We start from the raw sequence: 525 nt of genomic DNA on the forward strand, positions 1-525 counted from the left end.
GAAGTTTTAGCAAGTATCCCCGGGAATCCAAGTTGCAATGTATCCCGCATTGCTTGCTTGACGGAATTACGATCTCGTTGAGTGCTTGTTTGTAACGAACTAGATACATTTTGAGTGGGCTCTGCTTTTACAATTGAGGTTGGCGTTGTGTATAACAGGGAACTTCCAGCTATTAAAAGAGCCAGACTTGCAAATGTAATTTGACTACGTATTTTCATAAGCATTCCTCTCCTCTATTCATATTGTATAGGTGGTCGCTTGCTGTTTTATACTAACCACACAGCTATCATCTCCACTAATGACAAAGGGTCAACATTGAATTCGTAATCATCTTCATAATTATTATTTTTACAAACGCTATTCTGTCCTAACAAACAGTAAATCCCTCTTTTTTCACATGTATGTTAACCCCAGAAATTATTTTTTAGAGTAAGTTGGGGGTTTTTGAACTAGAAAGGTATATTTTCAACTATAAAACTATGAAAAAATTTATCCGTTTTTCCTTTTTACCTACTTGCTAAATTC

Annotated in this window: 1 pseudogene; it reads right to left on the reverse strand. The window is 35.4% G+C overall.

Annotated features, from left to right (window positions below):
* Nucleotides 1-218, reverse strand: a pseudogene (locus U860_RS0130965) (D-alanyl-D-alanine carboxypeptidase); the annotation flags it as partial.
* Nucleotides 219-525 lie beyond the last annotated feature (307 nt).

This window comes from Bacillus sp. H1a, from assembly GCF_000633475.1.
GTDB classification, from domain to species: domain Bacteria; phylum Bacillota; class Bacilli; order Bacillales; family Bacillaceae_G; genus Bacillus_A; species Bacillus_A paramycoides.